Origin of the sequence: Parabacteroides hominis (genome assembly GCF_014287585.1) — a bacterium.
Taxonomy (GTDB): domain Bacteria; phylum Bacteroidota; class Bacteroidia; order Bacteroidales; family Tannerellaceae; genus Parabacteroides; species Parabacteroides hominis.
Genome location: NZ_JACOOJ010000058.1, coordinates 1 through 19,070, shown reverse-complemented (window position 1 = coordinate 19,070; position 19,070 = coordinate 1). Strand labels below are relative to the sequence as shown.

The following is a 19,070-nucleotide window of genomic DNA, read 5'->3' as shown; positions in this document are numbered from 1 at the left end:
CGGGATGATTGGGAGCTATCTTTTCCGATAAACTAACCGGAAAAAGTACATTTTGGTTGGATGTTAACTCTTTAAATACTATCTTAGCCATTGCTATAATGTTTGTTTTTTTGCAACGGTAAGATACTACTTTTTACCGAAATAAACAATAGCAAAAGGGGCTGTCACACTTTTTGGACAGCCCCTTGTACCAAATCAGTTCATATAAAAACAAACTGAAGTTGACTAATACCTTAAACTTAGGAATAGTTTGTTTAATTAATGTGAGTTCTACACTGTAGAACTGTTTCTGCAAATTTATATATCTTTTTGTTATTATACAAGCAACGCCCGTTTGGGTTCATATAAAAAATGATTAAAAAACTTTTGTTGTTTGCTTCCAGATCCGGATCATATAAAAGGCCAGATGCGTAAAGGCGAAAACAAAAGAGATGATCAGCAGGACTTTACTTTCTTCCCAACCGACGGTCTGCTGATGCCAAAGCCCCGTGATCACGCAAAGGATGGCAAGGATGATCCCGATCATATTCAGCGCCAGATGACCGCGGCGGTTGGCCTGATTGTATTCTAATTTGCTGTGCTTAATACCGTAGCAAGCATAAATGTCCAGCCCGATCAACATCCAGAGCACCAGCCGTATCCAAGTGTCGGCAGGCAGGAAAAGCATCATGCACAGGCAAGTGATGATCCCGGCTACCGGAACGAACGGAACCAGCGGGGTCTTGAAAGCGCGATGTACATCGGGCATTGTTTTCCGGACCACAAGCACACCGGCGCAAACCAGCGTAAAGGCGAAAAGGGTTCCGATACTGGTCATTTCGCCTGCCAGGCGTGCCGGAACGAAAGCTGCCAACAAACCGACGAGCACCATAAACAGCAGGTTGCTGCGGGCAGGTGTTCTGAACTTTTCATTGATATGCGAAAAGAACGGAGGCAACAACCCGTCGTGGCTCATGCTGAGGAAAACGCGGCTCTGCCCTAACAACGTCACCATGATGACCGAGCAATATCCGAATAGGATGGCGAGAACGATTGCCTTGTTCATCCAGGGATAATCCGGGTGAAGCACGCCCGAAGCATCAACTTCTCCCATATGTTCGATCGCAATCGCAACGGGAGCGATTCCCTGTTGGCCGCCAAATTCCGAATAATGGGCTACGCCTGTCATGACGTGGGCAAACAACATATATAATATGGTACATACGAGTAAAGAGACGAGGATTCCGATCGGCATGTCCCTTTTGGGGTTCTTGGCTTCCTGGGCAGCCGTACTGACAGCATCGAAACCTAAGAAAGCGAAGAATACGATGGCCGCTCCGCGTAGGACACCCGATAACCCGTATTCGCCCAACGTGCCGGTGTTTGCCGGAATATAAGGGGTGTAATTGTCCGTGTTGATATATTTCCATCCTAAAAAGACGAATATCAGGACGACCGACACTTTCAGAAAGACGATGATCCCGTTAAAGATTGAACTCCCTTCCGTTCCGCGGATCAGGAAGATACTCATCAGGACAACGATCAGGAATGCCGGGATATTGACAATCCCGCCGTCCCAGGGGCAGGCGGTGAAAGCTGTCGGCAGGTCGATTCCGAGTCCTTCTAAAAAGACGACAAAATAACGGCTCCAACTGATGCTGACTGTCGTCGCGGCAACCGTATATTCCAGGACCAAATCCCACCCGATAATCCAGGCGATCAGTTCGCCCATTGTCGCGTATGAATAGGTATAGGCGCTTCCGGCAACCGGAATCATCGAGGCAAACTCAGCATAACAAAGCCCGGCAAAGCAACACCCGATTGCCGCAATGGCAAATGAAAGCGTAATGGCCGGTCCTGTATATCCGGCGGCGACTGTTCCGGTTATGGAGAAAAGGCCGGCTCCGATAATGACCCCTACGCCGAGTGCGACTAAGCTCCAGGGGCCTAATACCCGTTTTAATGATTTGCTTCCCGATTGATTGGCTTCGGCCTGCAAGGCCTCCAAAGGCTTTTTAATGAATAATCCCATCGTTTATTTGTGCATATTTATAAATTGGGCACAAAGGTAGGGATTGCCCGGATGATATACAAATGCTAATTGCGGATGGGTAACCGTCTCCATACAAATCCGGGAATCAACTTCCAGAAGAATACTAAAATGGCATATTTCCAGTCGATTACGGCGCAGCGTTTCTTCCGTTCGATCGCCTTTACTATTTTCCGGGCAACATATTGCGGGGACATCAGCATCGGGTATTTGTCGTTTTTCAACAGATCGGTCTTTACAAATCCGGGACGGATATCCGTGAATACGATCGGGAGCTTTTCCATCCGCGCCAACTGGTCGAGTGCCTCGATATAGGTATTCTGGTAGCGCTTGGTTGCGGAATAGGAGGGGGCGGCTCCCAAACCCTTTGTTCCGGCGATGGAACTGATCACGGCTAATTGTCCGCCGCCCTGTCCTTTGAAGTAGCCGTAGGCTGCAACGACCATTCGTGTGAAACCGACCGTATTTGTCCGGACGGTCGCCAGTTCGATATCGGGATTCAGCATCCGGTTCTGGCTGCCGATCCCGGAGCTAAGCAAGAAGACATCCATTCCGCCGACTTTATCGATTAGCTCCGCCAACTTTTCCGGAGCATCCGGGCTGGTCACATCCAATTGTGCCGTTTCAATCTGGTCAGGAGCTTCCGAGCGGATTTTTTCAAGCAGCTCCGTCCGCCGTCCGGCAATCCCGATCCGCCATCCCTGTTTGCGGTATAGTTGGGTGATTTCGTACCCGATACCGGAAGTCGCTCCTATGATAATGATTCTTTTTACTGATGCCATATATTTATAGATTGAATTTACTATGTGTACGCCCTTTGCCATAAGCCTCGTCCACATGTATAAATCTGACCTTTGATACTTCACAAACTTAGGAAAAAATATTGATTATAAGCGTATATAATAGTCAAAATAGTCCCGTAGTGCCGGAATTCGGCAAATTGGAATCATTCGATATTTTTGAGTTATAAATTTTTTTCTTATATTTGCCGAGCCGAACCGTTAGCTCAGCTGGTTTAGAGCGCTGCCTTGACAGGGCAGAGGTCGCCGGTTCGAATCCGGCACGGTTCACTTTCTTGCAACTATCCTGTTATTCTGCAAACATGTGATCGATTCGAAAATAGCTTATTTTCAGCAATATAGTTATATCTTTTTGTCTAGACCCGGATGTCGACCACCTGCAGACCTGGGTGTCGCGACCCTCCGGATGGGGATGTAAATGGCTCTCATACGGGCATTTTGGGAGAAAGATCCAACGTCTTTTTGTTAAAAAAGTACCTTGTTCCGGCAAAAAAGGCTTATGCTTTCCAGAAAACATTCCGTTTTTAACACTTTCTTTTTTTTATAATTGCATCGCTAAGACAAAAGCCCTATCTTCGCGATGTTGTTAACAAACCAATGTAGTGTAAGAAATGAAGAAGTGTTTTTGTCTCATGTTGACCTTATTGTGTATTAGCTATTCTGTCATGGCGGCCCCAGGCTTCCGTATAAAAGGGAAAATAGTCGATGCCAATAACAACCAACCGATTGATTTTGCCGATGTGCTCCTTTTTCGTGAAGGAGACGTCAATCCTGTGTTCCATGCTTTGCCAGACCCTGACGGGACGTTTCGTATTGCCGATGTGAAGGATGGAAAGTATAACCTTTTGGTGCGCCTGGTCGGTTACGATCTGTATAACCGCCCCGGTATTGTTTTGGATGCGGTTTCGAAAGCGATGGATTTGGGAACGATCGCCATGAAGCCGTTGGAAGTGGGGTTAGCGGAAGTCGAAGTAGTGGCACAGAAAAAGCAAGTGATTTATAAATTGGACAAGAAGGTGATCGAAGCCTCTTCGAACCTGCTTGCCGGAGGCGGATCGGCTGTCGATATCCTGGAAAATACGCCCTCCATACGCGTGGATGCCGAAGGAGAGGTCAGTTTCCGCGGAAGTACCGGCTTTACGGTCTATGTAGATGGCAAACCGAGCGTGTTCAGTGGCACGCAGGCTTTGGAACAGATTCCCGCGGGGCATATCGAGAATATAGAGATCATCACGACGCCTTCTGCCCGTCACGACACGGGAGGCGATGTAGGGATCATCAATATCGTAACAAAGAAACACGCCCAGCATGGTTTTAGCGGTATGGTGAACCTGACAGGGAGTACGGTCCTGTCGCGTGGGGTGGATTTCCTGGTGTCGCAGCAGAACAAAGCATCGCGCTGGTATTTGGGCGGTGTGTGGAGTGACCGCCTGCGCAAGAGCGATTTCGATCAGGAGAAGACGACTATTATTTCAGACACGGCAACGACCTCCCATTCCAACGGGCCGCGTAAAAGCAACAACTTCAACTATTCGATGAAGGTGGGCTGGATGTACACCTTGCCCCATACCACGTTGAATGCCGACCTGGAAGGCGGTTATGGCGGCCGTACGCGCAACGGCGACCTGGATTATAAGGAAAAACGCCTGGCAGGCGGGGTTACTTTCGGTGAAGGCGATTATTATAGCCGTGACGATTACGACCTGCATGAAACCTATTTCCAGGGAACGGTCGGTTTCGATCATAAATTCGACGATAAGGGACATCAGCTGACAGGTAGTTTCTATCTGAAATACGGAGGCAATGCTATGGAATATTTCCAGAGCGACCTTTTCAATAAGAATAACGAACGTGAAAAGGGACACCGCGCCTGGGAAGATGAACATCGCTGGACGATTCGGGGCAACCTGGACTATATCTACCCTTACAGCAAGACGGGACGGATCGAAGGCGGTTACCAATATTTCTCTTACCTGGAAGACGGCGACTACACGATGCACTTCTGGGACCCGGTGAAGAAAGAGTTTTACAACCGGGACGATATTTATAACACATTCTATTTCCAACATGGTATCAATTCGATCTATGCAATCGTTGCCGACAGCTATAAATCGTTCGATTTCCAGGCTGGCGTACGGGGCGAGCATACGCATCGTGTCCTGCGGAGCTCGATTCCGGGTAAGGACCGTACATACAACAAGTTCGAGTTTTTCCCTTCCCTCCATTTAGGCTATACGTTCCCGAAGGAGCATAAGTTATTGGCTTCCTATTCGCGCCGTATCACCCGTCCGGAACTCTTTTTCATGGAGCCGTATATCACCTATCGGGATTTTTATTCGGCCGAGATCGGCAACCCGGATATCCGTTCGGAATATATCAATTCTTTCGAGTTGAATTATAAGAAGAATATCGGCGAGCATACGGTTTCAGCTACGGTTTTCCACCGGAGCCGTAAGGATAAGATCGAACGTTTGCGCGTCCCCTATGAAGCCGGCGTGACATTGGATTCGATGGCGAATGTCGGGCACGACTATTCGACCGGTATCGAATTGAGCGGACAGGTACAGCTTACCCGCTGGTGGAATGTGAACCTGAACGGCAGCCTGTATCATTATAAAGTAAAGAACCGGTATAAAACCGGCGGTGAAAATGAAACGAGTACGAACTACGATGTCATGTGGAACAACTCTTTCGATGTCTTTAAATATACCCGCATCCAGGTGGACGGCAACTTTGTCGGCCCGTCTGTCACGACCCAGGGGCGTACGGATGCTTTCTGGTACGTGAATCTCGCCGTTCGCCAGCAGTTGATGAACCGTAAGTTGGCGGCAACGCTTTCGTTCCGGGATGTCTTCAATTCGGCCCGTTATGTAAGTAAGATCATCACATCCGACTTGCAGTCCATCACGCGGATTCGCCCCAGCTATCCGCTCGTTACGCTTACGCTCAGTTATACGTTCAATAACTTCAAGGCCAAGAGCTCCCAGAAAAAGGAAGATCATGATTTGTTTGAAGGGACGAACCACTAAATGAATTGAAAATTGAAAACGGACAATTGGGATTAGTGTTAAAGATAATTGTTAATTGTCCGTTACTAATTTTTAATTTTCATATATTTGTATCATGTTTAAAGGAATATGGAAGAACGGGAACTGATATTATTATTGAAGCAGAGCAGCAAAGACGCGTTTACTGCTCTGTACAAGCAATACTGGAAACAGGTCTATAATTTCAGTCGCCTCTATCTGACCAGTGCCGATGCTGCCGAAGAAGTAGTGCAGGAAGTCTTTATCAAAATATGGGAAACGCGTGAATTTCTTCGTGAAGACGACCATTTTAAAGGCTTGCTGTTCATTATTACCCGGAATCTGATCTTTAACCGGCATCGTAAAAGCGTGAATGAAGATTTCTACAAAGTCACGGTCCTTGCCGCATTGGAAGAGCCGTATGACGTGGAAGAAGAGATTGACGCCCACAACCTCCAGGAATACATAGACCGCCTGATCGACGAGTTGCCCCCGCGCCGCCGTGAGATTTTTAACCTGAGCCGTAAGGAACAAAAGAGCTACAAAGAAATAGCCCTCTTGTTGAATATTTCTGAAAAAACAGTCGAAAACCAAATCAGCGAAGCCCTCAAATACCTGAAGAAGAACATAACATTGCTTCTCCTCTTTATCTGATTTAATGCGTCCCGTTTCCCATCTCTTATTGTCATTTATCTAAAAAAGCGATTGGTTCAAATCGAAACTACTACCGCATCTAATTCGATTTTCTACCCCATGTAGCCCGAATTAGTAGCAAGGGTAATATTTTTTAACAAACATCCTTTCTTTGTATGAAATTAAAAGTCAATGGTTTATCTTGAAATATCTTTTTAAGGGGGATATTGTATAATTTTTATAGGATTTGGATACGGTTGTTATAGAAAAATGAAGGCGAAAGCATCAATAACATTTCGGACTTTTGTATATATGTAAGTTTTTTCTCCTATCTTTGTGCGAAACCAATCTCAATAAATCATGGAGTCGCTAAATCTAATAAAGAATGACCCTTGGCTGGCCCCCTATAAGGAGGCAATAGAAGGACGGTACCAATATGTGGTAAACAAAGAGAAGAGCCTGACGGGTAACGGTAAACAGACGTTGTCGGAGATGGCCTCCGGGTATCTTTACTTCGGGTTGCATAAAACAAAGAACGGATGGGTATTTCGCGAGTGGGCGCCCAATGCTACCGCTGTGTACCTGATCGGAACTTTCAACGAATGGAAGAAAGACGATCGGTATAAATTGAAACGGTTGGGCAATGGCATTTGGGAGATCACGCTTGCTGAAGATTTGCTGCATCATGAAGACTTGTTCAAACTGCTGGTAGAGTGGGAAGGAGGCAGCGGGGAACGTATTCCTGCGTGGATACGGCGCGTCGTTCAGGATGAGAATACCAAAATTTTCAGTGCGCAAGTCTGGAACCCGCAACAACCGTATGCGTTTAAGCATAAGCGGTTCAAACCGGATATCTCTCCTTTGCTGATCTATGAATGCCATATCGGTATGGCTTCGAATGAGGAAAAAGTCGGCAGTTACGACGAGTTCCGCCGTATCGTGTTGCCCCGTATTGCAAAGGAAGGGTATAACGCCATTCAGATCATGGCTATCCAGGAACATCCTTATTACGGTTCGTTCGGTTATCATGTCAGCAGCTTTTTTGCAGCATCTTCCCGTTTCGGTACGCCGGAAGAGTTGAAACAGTTGATAGACGATGCTCATGGCATGGGAATCGCCGTGATTATGGATATTGTTCATAGCCATGCGGTGAAGAACGAAGTCGAAGGCCTCGGACGTTTTGACGGGTCTTACACGCAATATTTCTTAGGAGGCACCCGTCGCGAGCATCCGGCATGGGATTCGCTTTGTTTCGACTATGGAAAGAATGAAGTGCTTCATTTCCTTTTGTCGAACTGCAAGTTCTGGCTGGACGAATATAAATTTGACGGTTTCCGTTTCGATGGCGTAACCTCGATGCTTTATTACAGTCATGGGCTGGGCGAGGCTTTCTGCAATTATGGCGATTATTTTAACGGCCATCAGGATGGTGATGCCATTGCATACCTGACGTTGGCGAATAAGCTTATTCACGAAGTCAATAAGAATGCGATTACGATTGCCGAAGAAGTAAGTGGAATGCCTGGATTGGCAGCCAAATATGAAGATGGCGGTTATGGATTCGACTACCGTATGGCAATGAATATCCCCGATTACTGGATCAAGACGATCAAGGAAAAGAAAGACGAAGACTGGCATCCTTCTTCTATCTGGTGGGAAACGACGAACCGCCGTGCCGATGAAAAGACAATCAGTTATGCGGAAAGCCATGACCAGGCGTTGGTGGGCGACAAGACGATCATCTTCCGTCTGATCGATGCCGACATGTATTGGCACATGCAGAAAGACGATCACAATTTAGTGGTGGAACGCGGTGTGGCTTTGCATAAAATGATCCGTTTGGTTACGGCCTCCACTATCAACGGCGGTTATCTGAACTTTATGGGGAATGAATTCGGCCATCCGGAATGGATCGATTTCCCGCGTGAAGGAAATGGCTGGTCGCATAAGTATGCGCGCCGCCAGTGGGATTTGGTCGATAATATGGACTTGAAATATCATTTCTTAGGCGATTTCGACCGCGAAATGTTGGAGTTGATCCGTAGCGTGAAGAACTTCCAGTCTACTCCGATACAGAAAGTTTGGGATAACGATGGAGACCAGGTTCTGGCTTATATGCGGAAAGATCTGGTGTTCGTATTCAATTTCAGTCCGACAAAATCGTTTACCGATTACGGTTTCCTGGTGCCTAAGGGCGAATATGAAGTGGTGCTGAATACCGATGCCACCCGTTTCGGAGGTTTTGGGCTCGCGGATGATTCCATTCACCATTTCACACAATTTGACCCATTGTATAAAAAAGAGAAAAAAGAATGGCTCAAATTATACATCCCGGCACGCAGCGCTGTTGTATTGAGAAAGGAAAAGAAAATTAAGAAATAAGATTCTTGGCTCTTAATTTTTTAATTCTTAATTTTTAATTTTTAATTCAGAAAAGTCATGTTATATCCAATGACATTTAAGCCTATCCTCAAGAAAATTATCTGGGGAGGCTCTGACATCTGTCCGTTTAAGGGCATCACTCCGGTAGAGGAAGGTATCGGTGAAAGTTGGGAACTTTCACATGTAGAGGATAATTATTCCGTTGTAGATAATGGTGCGTTCGAGGGCAAGACGCTGGATGAACTGATCCGTACATATGGCAAGCAACTGTTGGGGGAAAAGGTGGTCGAACAATTCGGTTCCACATTCCCTCTATTGATTAAGTTTATCGATGCACGGGATGATTTGTCTATCCAGGTTCATCCGGATGACGAACTGGCAAAGAAACGCCATAATTCTTTCGGCAAGACAGAAATGTGGTATGTGATCAATGCAGCCAAAGGAGCCGGCTTATATTCCGGTTTTTCAAAACAGATCGATGCGGATGAATATGTGAAACGTGTCGGGGACAATACGATCATGGACGTGCTACAGCGTTACGATGTGAATCCGGGCGATGTTTTCTTCCTGCCTGCGGGCCGTGTACACGCCATCGGAGCCGGTTGTTTCATCGCTGAAATCCAGCAGACGAGCAATATCACCTATCGTATCTATGACTACGACCGTAAAGGACCGGACGGTAAGGGCCGCGAATTGCATACCGAACTGGCAAAGGATGCGATCGATTATACTTTGTATCCGGACTACCGTACCCATTACAAGGCACATACGAATGCGACCGTAGAGCTTGCCGCCTGCAAGTACTTTACGACTAATCTGTTGGATATCGATACGATCATGGTTCGTGATTTCTCCGGACTGGATTCTTTCGTCGTTTATATCTGTATGGAAGGGAAAGCTTCTATCCGCGACAATAAGGGAAATGAGATTTATGTTCATCAGGGACAGACGGTCCTGATTCCGGCAGATACGGATGTTGTAACGATTTCACCGGTTCCGGGCGCCAAGTTTATGGAAACGTATATCGGATAGAAACCCGTAGGGTTATGGAATAGGTAAAATGCCGCAGGCTTTTTCGGATAATCCGGAGGCCTGCGGCATTTGTTTTTTATTCGATTGTCAACTCTAACTTTTGTAAAGCCTTGTCGTCGGATGAACCGCCGTAAAGTATCTGATACTTTCCGGGGCGGATTTCCATTGTTTGCGTATTGTCGTTAAAAGAGTGGAAGGTTTCGGGAGCCAGTTCGATGTTGACTTCCTGGCTATCGCCTGCTTTAACGTGGACACGCAAGAATGCCTTCAACGCTTTGATCGGCCCTTCCGGATCATTCGGGTTTTTGATGTAGACTTGTGCGACTTCATCACCATCCATTTTACCGGTGTTGGCAATGTCGAATGTCAGCGTGACGGATTGGTCTTTGGCAATCTTGCCGGAAGACAGTTTTGCATTCCGATAGGCGAAGTTCGTGTAGCTCAGGCCGTATCCGAATGGGTAAAGCGGTGTTTCGGTCATATAGCGATAGGTGCGTCCTTTCATGCTGTAATCTTCGAAGCCCGGCAACTGGTCGATCGATTTATAGAATGTGACCGGCAGGCGGCCTGACGGGTTATAGTCGCCAAACAGGATGTCGGCAACCGCTGTTCCGGCTTCCTGTCCGCCATACCAGGCATTCAGAATGGCGTCGATGTTGGCGTTTTCCCAGTTCAAAGCCAGGGCGCTACCCGTACAAAGTACGTAAACAACCGGTTTGCCCGTCGCTTTCAGCGCTTTTACCATTTCTTGCTGTACTTTCGGTATTTCGATATTGGTGCGGTCGCCTTTCTTGAAGCCTTCCACGTTGACCGGCATTTCTTCACCTTCCAAGCGGGGAGAAATACCTCCGACATAGACAATCACATCCGCATCTTTGACTTTGGTAGCCGTGGCGGCATAATCGACTGGTCGCCGCGTACCGATCTGGAAGTTGAGGTCGGCGCTACCCGTGCGTTGCATATATTCGATGCGGATGGAATATTTCTTTCCTTTCTCCGCATTCAGCATATAGTTTTTTTCCGCTCCGTATTCGTTTTCCCATACTTCGGCCACTTTCTCTTCGTCTATATAGAGGCGGAAAGCATCGTTGCCTGATAGTTTGATCTCGATCTGTTCCGTCTCAGGCGCTTCAAAAGTGCCGGTGAAACGTGCCGTGAAGTTCGTCAGGTTTACGTTTGGTGCGAACTGTGTGTTTCCACCTGTCGTATAATGCAATTGGCTTGCCAAGCCTTTGTAAGCGGCTTCCCCCTTGAATTCCGTATTGTTGAAGAACTCGGAGGCGAATCCCTGTCCGGCAGGAGAGGTGATGTGGCTGCCCAGGTCCTGGATTACGAAGTCGGCGGCATGATTGCAACCTAATTCGTAGATTACTTCCGTATCGGGCACTTTGTTGCGGATGCCTTCTAATATCGTTACGGTATGCGTCGGGAAGCCGTTGTAGTTCGCCCAAAGCATGGTCGAGTCGGCGGCATTCGGACCGACCACCGCGATTTTCCGGATCGTTTTGCTCAACGGCAGCGTATTGCTCTTGTTTTTCAGCAACACCATGCTCTTATGCGCCATTTCGAGTGCCTGTGCCACATGTTCGGGGCTTTCCACCACGCTGTACGGGATTTGAGCATAAGGGACCCGTTCGTCCGGATCGAACATACCTAATTCGAAACGTCCTTTCAGCAGGCGGCGGAGGGAAACATCCAGGTCGTTTTCGGATATCTTCCCGTCCTTCAGGGCTTTGATCAAAGCCCGGTAGCTGTTGCCGCATTCCAGGTCCGTTCCGTTCAGGACGGCATCGGCAGAAGCGCTTTCCGCATCGGGATGTGTTTCATGGCGAGGCGTACGTTTGTCCCGTTCCCAGAAGTCGTTGATCGCACCACAGTCGGAAAGGATGATGTTTTCATATCCCCAACTGTTCCGAAGGATGTCGATGAGCAGTTTGTCGCTGCTGCAGCAGGGCTTGCCTTGATAGCGGTTGTAGGCGCACATGACTTCCTGTACGTTTCCTTCTTTCACCACAGCCTCGAAAGCCGGCAGGTAGGTTTGCCATAAATCACGGGGCGTCACCGTGACATCAAATTCGTGACGGTTCCATTCCGGTCCGCTATGGACTGCATAATGCTTGGCGCAAGCATGCGTCTTGAAGTATTTCGGGTCGTCACCTTGCAAACCTTTCACTACGGCAACGCCCATCCGTTCCGTCAGGTACGGATCTTCCCCGTATGTTTCCATGCCGCGGCCCCAGCGGGGATCACGGAAGATGTTGATATTAGGAGTCCAGAAGGTCAAGCCTTTGTAGCGGTCGTATTCTTTGTCCTTTTGATACTGATGGTATTTGGCGCGAGCTTCATCGCTCACCATCGTGAATGTCTTGTGCAAGGCATCGTCATCGAAAGTTGCCGCCATTGCGATTGCCTGCGGGAAAACGGTTGCTTTTCCGGCACGTGCGACACCATGCAAGGCTTCGTTCCACCAATCATATTCGGGAATGCCGAGGCGTTCGATTGCCGGAGTCGTATTCATCATTTGTCCCACTTTCTCTTCGGCAGTCAGACGCTTCAATAGGTCGTCTATGCGTTCGTCGATAGGGAGATCGGGGTTGCGAAACGGGTAATCTTCTTGTCTTTGACTGCAAGAAACAGACAGCAATAATGTCAGTGCTGCCACCGTCAGATGTTTCATTCTCATGTTATTAAATTTTAGATATTGTATGATTTACGTTTTATCTTATTGTAAGATGTTTGTTATTAGCTATTTATTGTGATAAATTGTGTTGCAAAACTAATGGTTTACTCGCATTTCTTCAAGTAGAATTACTTAAAATAGGTTACTTCGTCCGTTATTTTGGCAAATGTCCTATTTTTGCAAGATCGAAATAATAAAAAGAAAGAGAGATGAAGAAATTTTTAAGTATGCTTTTGATAGCGGTAGGACTTGTGTCTTGTGGAGATGATGACGAACTACATATTCCGGAGTTGAACAAACTTACGAATGTGACATGCACGAAAGACGGAAAAGCGTTCTTTAACGCGGATATCACATACGACCAGGACAAGCAAATCAACCGGATTATATTGAATACGGAAGGAAACCAGTTTACCGATAATTATATTATTGTAGACAAGACGATTTCCGTAAGCGGCGTGAAGATGATCGACGGCTCTCCGACTAATCCGTTTGTTCATACGGTTTACACATTGAGTGGAAATATGATTGCGGCCAAAGAAGAAAAATCCGAAAACAAGTACATGAGTAATGTCGTGTATACGGCGGTAGAAAATAGATACACCTATAACTCCAATTGGCTGAAATCGGTTTCGCAGGTTATCCAGTGGCCGAATGAAAACGGTTCGGGCTATCAGACGAGAGAAATGGGGGAAGTGGATCGCTATTCATGGGAAAATGGAAACGTAGTGCATTATGCCTACCTGCCGCAAAAAGAAATCACGTATGAATATAACTCTCAATTGCGTCCGGAAAACTTCCCGTTCCGGGTTATCAATGCATTTCAGCCGGTCGGTTTTGATATGATTTCTCCGCTAAACCTGTTGTATGGGAAGATGAATCAGAATCTGCCGACCCGCGCCTATTGGTATTATGTCTCCGAAGCTACGGATATCTGTGCCGAATATACATTCCGTTATACATTGACCGGCGATTATATCACAGGCATGACGGTTGAAGAAAAGATCAACCCCGTGAATGGCGCTACTGCGGAAACTCACACGTATGAATATACGTTTATCTATAATTTCGTGGTAGAGCAGAAGTAAAACGATTTACTTCAATAAGTCGGGGCGTAGCCGGGCAGTCCTTTCCTGAGCTTGTTGGAGGCGCCATTCTTCAATCTTGCGTTGATGTCCGGACAGAAGGACTTCGGGTACTTTCCAACCGTTATAATCGGCTGGCCGGGTATAGACCGGAGGAGCCAGCAAATCATCCTGGAACGAGTCGGAGAGGGCGCTTTGTTCGTCGCCGATTGCTCCGGGAATGAGGCGTACGACAGCATCCGTGATGATGGCGGCCGCCAGTTCGCCTCCTGTCAGGACATAATCGCCAACGGATATTTCCTTTGTGATCAGATGTTCGCGGATGCGGTAGTCGATTCCTTTATAATGTCCGCAAAGGATAATCAGATTGTCCAGCATCGACATGCTGTTTGCCATCGGCTGGTTGAAGGTTTCCCCATCCGGCGATGTGTAAATCACTTCATCATAATCCCTTTCGCTTTTCAAAGTCGAGATGGCCCGGTCGATGGGTTCGATCTGCATCACCATGCCGGCTTCACCCCCGAAAGGATAATCGTCTACACGCCGCCATTTGTTGGTCGTGTAATCCCGCAGATTATGTAAGTGTATTTCAGCCAAACCTTTGTCTTGTGCCCGTTTCACAATGGAGCAGTTCACCATTCCTTCGATCATTTCAGGAAGTACAGTCAGTATATCTATGCGCATAAAATTATATTTCAGATTTGTGGTGCAAAGGTAGGAGATTTATGGTAGTTCACAAAATAATCAAGAGTGTACCTGATAATCGATATTTGGCGGACGCAAACGCGTTCGGCACGGAATTTTTGTTCCATGGGCATGAAATAAAAAAATCATGCCCATGGAGTTTTTATTACTCAGTCTTTTTGGCAATAAAAAATGTATAGCCATAGAATTCTTTATACTTGTCGTACAGTACTTCTTCATCAGCTTGAAGCGCGCTGAATTCTTCGGCCGTTTTGTTTCCTGCATATTTACTCAGGAAAATCTCCTGAGCCGTCTTCTTGGGAGCAAAGTAATGATCTGTCCAGCAGGTTGCAGGCAAAATAAATGTGGCAACAGGCAAATACCCGGCTTTGTGTATCTTGGCTACTTGATTAGGGATCGTATCTATTTCAGGATAGGCATCCATCCAGAAGTCGTTGATTTCCGCAGGACGTTCGTCTGTAAACCACGAACTTTCGGAAACGGCGATGTATCCACCAGCTTTCAAATATTTGCGCCACTCGTTCAGCCCTCGTTCAAAACCGATATTATAAATGGCTCCTTCCGACCAGATCAGGTCTAATTCCTCCTCCTGAAAAGGAAGGTTATCCATTGAACCGACAATACCTTTTACCCTGTCTTGCAAACCTGATTGTTTTGCATTGCGATTGAAGATATTGATAAAACCGGGAAAAAGGTCGAGTCCGGTAATCCGTCCCGGCGCATGTTCGGCCAATACCATTGTCTGGCCACCTGTTCCGCAACCGATGTCGGCGATAAGGGATTTGTCGGTGAGGTTATCGATAAAACTCAAAGCTTTCAGTGTCACTTCGGGACTTCCGGGTCCCTGTCGTTCCATATTGGAAAAAAAGTCGCAGATTAAATTAAGTTCGAAATCGTGAATTGTTTTATTTTCGTTACTCATTGTTTTACTGTATTTTGTGTACACTGAAAACATGGCAATGCCTTCATCATTGTACACAGATTAAATTTGAATTATAATAATGAAAAACCACCCTCGAATGGAGTTATCCGAGAGCAAATGAAGGGACAATCTGTATCGGAAGAACAGATTGTTTATAAAACCAGATCCGATTTAAATGTCTTTGTCATGCCGCAAAGATACATAAAAACCGGCTGATTTCCTCCTTGTTTTGGATAATTTTGATGTGGTTGTTTTGAGCTTTTCCCTTAAAGCTGCCATATTTAAATAATTATTTGTATTTTTGCCCGTCAATTTGGCGGCAACCGGATGGTCCGTCTCTTTACTGAATAAATTTTAAAGCGATGAATATATCTTACAACTGGCTGAAAGATTATCTTGAATTTGATTTACAGCCTGATGAAGTAGCAGCAGCACTTACCTCTATCGGTTTGGAAACCGGCGGAGTAGAAGAAGTTCAAACCATTAAAGGCGGATTGGAAGGACTTGTCATCGGTGAAGTTCTTACTTGCGAAGAACACCCGAATTCCGATCACCTGCACATTACAACCGTGAATGTAGGCGGTGCGGAACCCTTGCAGATTGTTTGTGGCGCGCCGAATGTGGCTGCCGGTCAGAAAGTGGTTGTTGCTGTAAACGGTACTAAATTGTATGATGGAGACGAGTGCTTTACGATCAAGCGCTCCAAAATCCGTGGCGTCGAATCGAACGGTATGATCTGTGCCGAAGATGAAATCGGTATCGGAACGGATCATGCAGGTATCATCGTACTGCCGGCTGATGCGGTAGTCGGCACTCCGGCGAAAGAATATTATAATGTAAAGAGCGACTACGTGCTGGAAGTCGATATCACGCCGAACCGCGTGGATGCCACTTCTCATTTCGGCGTGGCCCGCGACCTGGCGGCTTTCCTGAAGCAGAACGGTAAGCCTGCCGACCTGAAACGTCCGAGCGTGGATGCCTTCAAGATTGATGATGAAACTCCGGCTATCGAAGTAGTCGTTGAAAATACAGAAGCATGCCTGCGCTATTCAGGCATAACGATCAAAGGCGTGACCGTGAAGGAAAGCCCGGAATGGTTGCAGAACCGTTTGAAGGTGATCGGTTTGCGGCCTATTAATAATGTGGTGGATATCACGAACTATATCCTGCATGGCGTAGGACAGCCTTTGCACTCTTTCGATGCCGACAAGGTGAAAGGTAACAAGGTTGTGGTTAGAGCAGCTGTGGAAGGTGAGAAGTTTGTGACGCTCGATGGTGTGGAACGCACGCTGACCGACCGTGACCTGATGATTTGCAATGCTGAAGAACCGATGTGTATTGCTGGTGTATTCGGCGGACTCGATTCCGGCGTGACGGAACAGACCAGGAACGTATTCCTGGAATCTGCCACTTTCCATCCGACCTGGATTCGTAAGACAGCCCGTCGCTTCGGTCTGAACACGGATGCTTCTTTCCGCTATGAACGCGGTCTGGATCCGAATCAAACGGTTGAAGTGATGAAGCGTGCCGCCCTGTTGATTCAGGAAGTGGCAGGCGGAACGATTACGGGCGCCATTCAGGATATCTATCCGGCTCCGGCTGCTCCGTATCGTGTGGAATTGACTTACAACAAGGTCAATACGTTGATCGGCAAGGTGATTCCGGTTGAAACGGTCAAGAGTATTCTGGAAAGCCTGGAAATGAAGATTGTTTCCGAAACGGCAGAAGGTTTGGTGATAGATGTGCCCGTATATCGTATCGATGTACAGCGCGATGTCGACGTGATCGAAGATATCCTTCGTATTTACGGATATAATAATGTAGAATTCAGTGATAATGTGAAGTCCAACCTGAGCTATCAGACTCCGACCGACCGCAGTTATAAATTGCAGAACCTGATTTCCGAACAACTTTGCGGTTGCGGTTTCAACGAGATTCTGAATAACTCGCTGACCCGTTCTGCTTACTATGACAATCTTTCCACTTATCCGGTTTCCCATTGTGTGATGCTGATGAATCCGCTGAGCGCAGACTTGAATGGTATGCGCCAGACGTTGCTGTTCGGAGGCTTGGAAAGTGTCGAACATAATGCGAAACGCAAGAATGGCAATATCCGTTTCTTCGAATTCGGAAACTGCTACGATTACAATATCGATAATAAGAAAGAGGGTGAAACGTTGGCCGAATTTTCGGAAGATTACCGTTTGGCCTTATGGGTGAGCGGTAGCCGCGTAGACAACAACTGGGCGCATCCGAATGAAAAGTCTTCCGTGTATGAACTGAAGGCGTATGTGGAAAATATCCTGGTTCGTCTCGGTGTGAACTTGCAGAAGGTTATCTTCGGCAATCTGGCTAACGATATCTATTCGGCAGGTTTGAGCATTACGACTTCGTCCGGTCGTCAGTTGGGTACGATGGGTATCGTCAGCCCGAAGATATGCAAGGAAATGGATATCGATACGGAAGTCTATTATGCAGAACTTTCCTGGACGCTGTTGATGAAGGAAATCAAGAAGAGCAAGGTTACCTTCTCTGAAATCTCCAAGTTCCCGGCTGTAAAACGCGACCTTGCCCTGTTGCTGGATAAGAACGTTCAATTTGCTGAAATTGAAAAGATCGCAACGGAGAGCGAACGCAAGCTGTTGAAAGACGTTACTTTGTTTGATGTGTACGAAGGAAAGAACCTGCCGGCTGGCAAGAAGTCGTATGCTGTCAGCTTCTATCTGCAGGATGAAGGAAAGACTTTGAATGATAAGCAGATCGACGCTATCATGAAAAAGATCCAAACGAACCTGGAACAGAAGTTGGGTGCACAATTGAGATAAATTGAAAATTAAGAATTAAAAATTAAAAAATAAAGATCATAAATCATGGGAAGAGCGTTTGAGTTTCGCAAAGCGAGAAAGTTTAAGCGTTGGGGCAATATGGCCCGTGTATTTACTAAGTTAGGTAAAGAAATTACGATAGCCGCAAAAGCAGGTGGCCCGGATCCTGAGAACAACCCTCATTTGCGTGCATTGATGCAGAATGCCAAAAAGGAGAACATGCCGAAGGATAACGTGGAACGCGCTATCAAACGTGCTGTTGAAAAGGATTTCTCAGGTTATAAGGAAATGAACTACGAAGGATACGGCCCTCACGGTATTGCTATTTTCGTAGAAACGGCAACTGACAATACGACCCGTACGGTTGCAAACGTTCGTAGCTATTTCAACAAACACGGTGGTTCGCTGGGTACGAGCGGTAGCCTCGAATTTTTGTTCGACCATAAGTGTGTATTCCATATTGCCAAAAAAGAAGGTATCTCGCTGGAGGATCTGGAACTGGAATTGATCGATTACGGTGTGGACGAGTTGGACGAAGACGAAGATGAAGTAGTAATCTACGGTGAATTTGCACAGAACTCTGCTATCCAGAAATATCTCGAAGAGAACGGTTTCGAAATTACAAGCAGCGAATTTGTCCGTATCCCGAACGATCTGAAGGACGTAACGGCCGAACAGCGTGAAGCAATCGAAAAATTGATCGAAAAGCTGGAGGAAGACGACGACGTTCAGAATGTGTTCCATAATATGAAAGAAGACGAGAGCGAAGGCGAAGAATAAGGCCTTTCTGATATAGAATAAAAAAAGAAGGTGTCTGAAAAGGATGCCTTCTTTTTTTGTTATGCCGCCCGTTTATTATCCATTTTTATTTTTAAAACATCTTTGGTCTTCTCAATTGTCTCTCTTCGGGAAGTAATCCTACAGAAATAAGTAAAAAATAAAAGAGAACTG

The 19,070-nt window shown here is 46.5% G+C and carries 12 protein-coding genes and 1 tRNA gene; 8 read left to right on the top strand and 5 right to left on the bottom strand.

Translation table 11 applies throughout. From position 1 onward, the window contains the following. Positions 1-355: 355 nt before the first annotated feature. Both H8S65_RS19580 and H8S65_RS19575 read right to left on the bottom strand, forming a co-directional pair. Positions 356-2,011 (bottom strand): amino acid permease, encoded by a 1,656-nt coding sequence (locus tag H8S65_RS19580; protein ID WP_186931507.1) that lies wholly within the window; start codon positions 2,009-2,011, stop codon positions 356-358. 65 nt (positions 2,012-2,076) lie between these two features. Beyond that, positions 2,077-2,811: an SDR family NAD(P)-dependent oxidoreductase gene (locus H8S65_RS19575; RefSeq protein WP_186931506.1), complete on the bottom strand. Its 735-nt coding sequence runs from the start codon at positions 2,809-2,811 to the stop codon at positions 2,077-2,079. A gap of 213 nt (positions 2,812-3,024) precedes the next feature. Here H8S65_RS19575 and H8S65_RS19570 point away from each other — a divergent pair. From H8S65_RS19570 to H8S65_RS19550, 5 genes are all read left to right on the top strand, one after another. Then, a tRNA-Val gene (locus H8S65_RS19570) sits at positions 3,025-3,099 on the top strand. Positions 3,100-3,440: 341 nt separating this feature from the next. Beyond that, entirely contained in the window at positions 3,441-5,858 is a 2,418-nt protein-coding gene (locus tag H8S65_RS19565; protein ID WP_186931505.1) for a TonB-dependent receptor, read from the top strand. A 108-nt stretch (positions 5,859-5,966) separates the two neighbouring features. Further along, a complete protein-coding gene (locus H8S65_RS19560) occupies positions 5,967-6,509 on the top strand; it encodes an RNA polymerase sigma-70 factor (RefSeq protein WP_186931504.1) in 543 nt (180 codons plus the stop codon). A 339-nt stretch (positions 6,510-6,848) separates the two neighbouring features. Then, positions 6,849-8,870, top strand: coding sequence for an alpha amylase C-terminal domain-containing protein (locus tag H8S65_RS19555; protein WP_186931503.1), 2,022 nt, complete (start codon positions 6,849-6,851; stop codon positions 8,868-8,870). Between the two features lie 57 nt (positions 8,871-8,927). After that, positions 8,928-9,902 carry a type I phosphomannose isomerase catalytic subunit gene (locus tag H8S65_RS19550; RefSeq protein WP_186931502.1) on the top strand — a complete coding sequence of 325 codons (975 nt, stop codon included), beginning with the start codon at positions 8,928-8,930 and terminating at the stop codon, positions 9,900-9,902. Positions 9,903-9,978: 76 nt separating this feature from the next. Here H8S65_RS19550 and xyl3A read toward each other — a convergent pair whose 3' ends face one another. Then, a complete protein-coding gene (xyl3A, locus tag H8S65_RS19545) occupies positions 9,979-12,585 on the bottom strand; it encodes a xylan 1,4-beta-xylosidase (protein WP_186931501.1) in 2,607 nt (868 codons plus the stop codon). A 206-nt stretch (positions 12,586-12,791) separates the two neighbouring features. On the opposite strand from xyl3A, the gene H8S65_RS19540 reads away from it, so the two are divergent. Next, positions 12,792-13,670, top strand: a complete 879-nt coding sequence (locus H8S65_RS19540) for a DUF5032 domain-containing protein (RefSeq protein WP_186931500.1) — start codon at positions 12,792-12,794, stop codon at positions 13,668-13,670. 6 nt (positions 13,671-13,676) lie between these two features. Here H8S65_RS19540 and trmD read toward each other — a convergent pair whose 3' ends face one another. Both trmD and H8S65_RS19530 read right to left on the bottom strand, forming a co-directional pair. Next, positions 13,677-14,351, bottom strand: coding sequence for a tRNA (guanosine(37)-N1)-methyltransferase TrmD (trmD, locus tag H8S65_RS19535; RefSeq protein WP_186931499.1), 675 nt, complete (start codon positions 14,349-14,351; stop codon positions 13,677-13,679). A gap of 166 nt (positions 14,352-14,517) precedes the next feature. Beyond that, positions 14,518-15,327 (bottom strand): class I SAM-dependent methyltransferase, encoded by an 810-nt coding sequence (locus H8S65_RS19530; protein ID WP_186931508.1) that lies wholly within the window; start codon positions 15,325-15,327, stop codon positions 14,518-14,520. Positions 15,328-15,656: 329 nt separating this feature from the next. Between H8S65_RS19530 and pheT the strand changes: the two genes are divergently transcribed. Next, positions 15,657-18,119: a phenylalanine--tRNA ligase subunit beta gene (pheT, locus tag H8S65_RS19525; RefSeq protein ID WP_186931498.1), complete on the top strand. Its 2,463-nt coding sequence runs from the start codon at positions 15,657-15,659 to the stop codon at positions 18,117-18,119. A 45-nt stretch (positions 18,120-18,164) separates the two neighbouring features. Then, positions 18,165-18,899, top strand: coding sequence for a YebC/PmpR family DNA-binding transcriptional regulator (locus H8S65_RS19520; RefSeq protein ID WP_186931497.1), 735 nt, complete (start codon positions 18,165-18,167; stop codon positions 18,897-18,899). Positions 18,900-19,070: the final 171 nt, after the last annotated feature.

What these genes read in the sequence shown, in the direction of transcription:
- H8S65_RS19580 (WP_186931507.1), bottom strand. Translation starts at nt 2,011, where the DNA reads ATGGGATTATTCATTAAAAAGCCTTTGGAGGCCTTGCAGGCCGAAGCC.
- H8S65_RS19575 (WP_186931506.1), bottom strand. Translation starts at nt 2,811, where the DNA reads ATGGCATCAGTAAAAAGAATCATTATCATAGGAGCGACTTCCGGTATC.
- H8S65_RS19565 (WP_186931505.1), top strand. Translation starts at nt 3,441, where the DNA reads ATGAAGAAGTGTTTTTGTCTCATGTTGACCTTATTGTGTATTAGCTAT.
- H8S65_RS19560 (WP_186931504.1), top strand. Translation starts at nt 5,967, where the DNA reads ATGGAAGAACGGGAACTGATATTATTATTGAAGCAGAGCAGCAAAGAC.
- H8S65_RS19555 (WP_186931503.1), top strand. Translation starts at nt 6,849, where the DNA reads ATGGAGTCGCTAAATCTAATAAAGAATGACCCTTGGCTGGCCCCCTAT.
- H8S65_RS19550 (WP_186931502.1), top strand. Translation starts at nt 8,928, where the DNA reads ATGTTATATCCAATGACATTTAAGCCTATCCTCAAGAAAATTATCTGG.
- xyl3A (WP_186931501.1), bottom strand. Translation starts at nt 12,585, where the DNA reads ATGAGAATGAAACATCTGACGGTGGCAGCACTGACATTATTGCTGTCT.
- H8S65_RS19540 (WP_186931500.1), top strand. Translation starts at nt 12,792, where the DNA reads ATGAAGAAATTTTTAAGTATGCTTTTGATAGCGGTAGGACTTGTGTCT.
- trmD (WP_186931499.1), bottom strand. Translation starts at nt 14,351, where the DNA reads ATGCGCATAGATATACTGACTGTACTTCCTGAAATGATCGAAGGAATG.
- H8S65_RS19530 (WP_186931508.1), bottom strand. Translation starts at nt 15,327, where the DNA reads ATGTTTTCAGTGTACACAAAATACAGTAAAACAATGAGTAACGAAAAT.
- pheT (WP_186931498.1), top strand. Translation starts at nt 15,657, where the DNA reads ATGAATATATCTTACAACTGGCTGAAAGATTATCTTGAATTTGATTTA.
- H8S65_RS19520 (WP_186931497.1), top strand. Translation starts at nt 18,165, where the DNA reads ATGGGAAGAGCGTTTGAGTTTCGCAAAGCGAGAAAGTTTAAGCGTTGG.